Origin of the sequence: Shewanella sairae (assembly GCF_023283535.1) — a bacterium.
Lineage (GTDB): Bacteria > Pseudomonadota > Gammaproteobacteria > Enterobacterales > Shewanellaceae > Shewanella > Shewanella sairae.
Genome location: NZ_JAKILT010000135.1, coordinates 1 through 2,645, shown reverse-complemented (window position 1 = coordinate 2,645; position 2,645 = coordinate 1). Strand labels below are relative to the sequence as shown.

Annotated in this window: 2 protein-coding genes; both read right to left on the bottom strand. The window is 38.3% G+C overall.

What is annotated here, in order from left to right:
- Nucleotides 1–1,673: 1,673 nt before the first annotated feature.
- Entirely contained in the window at nucleotides 1,674–2,222 is a 549-nt protein-coding gene (locus tag L2748_RS23455) for a GNAT family N-acetyltransferase (RefSeq protein ID WP_220781344.1), read from the bottom strand.
- Between the two features lie 48 nt (nucleotides 2,223–2,270).
- Entirely contained in the window at nucleotides 2,271–2,537 is a 267-nt protein-coding gene (locus tag L2748_RS23450) for a putative quinol monooxygenase (protein WP_373317214.1), read from the bottom strand.
- Between the last annotated feature and the right edge of the window lie 108 nt (nucleotides 2,538–2,645).

Here is a 2,645-nt window from a genome sequence, read left to right as displayed (position 1 = left end):
GTTTCTTGTTGGGCTAGGTGCACTGCTTATATTGGGGAGTATTTAGGTTATGGATTTACCATAACCACATCTACCAAAGAGTGCGCACAATGTATATTATGTTAAATAGAGTTTATGGTTAGCTATAGTATAGCGAAAGAAACTGCCTACTCTTGTTCGTATGACATCGGCTTGATTGGGTTTAATCGGGAAAATGAAACGTCCGGTTTAAAAGCTATTCAGTACATAGCAATAACTTCTTAGCCTTTCTATGTTGAGAATCTAAGTCACTGCTGTTTGGTTGCGCACATCTATACAAGCTCTCATTAGCTCTATCGAAGTTTTATCTAAGTTTAAATATGCAATTCTAAGCTAAGCAAATATTCGCGACGTATTCAGTTGCAGATAGAATTTTTGATGGTGCGAATTTAAGTCTGCAATAAGTTGGTACCATACTAGAATGATGCGATTTAATGGCGAGCTTTGCTTTCTGGCAGACTTGACCTGGTAACTCAAGTTACAAGTTAACAGTGATTAGCTAACTACTGATTAGTTAATTTAAGTCAAAAAAATCACCAAAATCCCATATTTAAACTGTGCGCTACGTGAAATCTGATGAGCTGAGCTAGGCAAACTTTAAAAGTAGCCACACAGCGCACCGTATCATTTCTTCAAAATCTGCCTGGAATCTAGTTTACTTCGATTATTAGTCTTTTTGTCGACAACTAAAGCTCAATAACTAGAATAACTAGAGTTGTAATTTGCTGAATGCGTTAACAAGCCTTTAGGTCTTAGCTCGCTCTAATTGGTCATTTTAAGTGATCATACTAAGTCTTAGTCCAATGCTTCATATGGAGATCCGAGAGTTAGTCCGGCCATTCCAATTGGCTCAATTTGCAGGAACAGGCATAAAGTTAACTAAGCCAATTCAGCATCAAGGTAAGCTTGGCAATAATTCTCGATATGACTGGAGTCATGATTAGCGCAGTTGCTGTTTCTATTGGGGTTAAGGCCTGGTTTAATTCAGGAGCTCACATTAAACAGGTAAAAAACGCCGAGACGTTGCGCAGAACTGCTGCCATCCAATCTAACTTAAATAGGCTTTATCCGGGCTTTTTATGTAGTTACAACTAAAATAACAGTAATAAAAACAGTGGTTATCATGCATAAATTCATGAGCAAACAACAGAACTACGAAGTAAAATTGGCAACGCATACGCGGTGGCAAAATCCCCTTTTTAGTCAAATGCCGATAATGTCACTTATCGGCATTAACTGGTATCTAAAAAACCATAACTAGACCAAAGACAAATCTATAGCCAGTAGCAATCTATGCAGCAACAAACTGAGTTTAAATAGGTAGCTACTTACTTAGATTAAGATGTAGAGTTTAGAAAAAAGATTAAAACAGGATGGTTAATTTGGATAAAGGTTAAGAATTCAGATTCTGAGGTGGAGTTGAAAATCATCCTAACTATTCCTATAGAAACAGCAAGTTATGTACACAAAGAAGGTATAATCTTTGTTTATTGCGAGCATATGTATCGAACATTATGAACGTTAACTATCTGCTACATGCCCTAGGTTTCGCGGCTATCTGACCACCCTGCTCACCTTGTTTTCATTAGTTTGTATCGATAGTGCTAATTTTCCTTTTTATCCCATCGATAACCCCCTAAAAATATTGCTGTTCCCTACTCTATTTTAGGTGCTATTGCTCGAGTCATAACTGTATAAGATAAAGACTTACCGTCTATCTTAAACATGTCTTTTATCTCACCACACTTCTCAAATCCGGTGCTGATATACAGTTTTTGTGCGGTTAGATTATTTGAAAGCACCCAAAGATCAACAAACTCGATGACAGATTGGTCAGCCCCCCACTCTAGCATGGTATTGATTAATTGCTTGCCGAGCCCTTGCTTTCGAACCGAGCGATCAACGCCCATTCCCAGTAATACTCTATGGGTTGTATGGTTTTCAGCGTGCGCTCTAATATCAATGTGCCCTACTATCTTTTTGTTTTCATCGAATGCCAGCCAAAGACGTCGCCAGCCTTGTTGGTACATTTGCGTGTTAATGCCATCAGCAAAACGTGATTTCATTGCTTCATTCACTGATGACTCTGCTTTAGACATAGGTTGAAAAAGATGGGTATCACCGACACCATTATCTGAGAAATGATCATTAAGGTAAGTGAAAAAATGTTCTAAATCACTTTGAGTTGCTTGTCTTATTTGCATATCACTCCTTTTGATTACGGCTTTCTAGCGCCCTTTTAAGACGCGGGCTTAGTCAGAATGTGTGATTTGATAGTGTCTTTGTACGTTTTTAGTGACTTTGCCCCATTGGGATGATTTCACTCTAGCTTGATGGTTATCAAAAGCAGCTTGATCTACAAATTCCTCGTAAACATTAAACTTATTAGGATTAGATTCGTCAGGTGTCACACTAAAAGTTAAACACCCAACCTCTTTTAAGGTGAGACTTTTGTGCGTAACCAATTCACGACTGACTAATTCAAGGTCTCGAACAGCTACGATGATAAAACCTTGCAATATAATCTTTGCCAAACCCCCCTGTGTCAGGATAGTTGTCGCCTCAGTTTTTCATAAAAATAAAACAGGGGGCGGTAAGTTAGTTGTGAGTGAAGCATTATCCAGAAG

Bases quoted from the DNA above. Each gene is read 5' to 3' on its own strand.
- L2748_RS23455 (WP_220781344.1), bottom strand. From the start codon at position 2,222: ATGCAAATAAGACAAGCAACTCAAAGTGATTTAGAACATTTTTTCACT.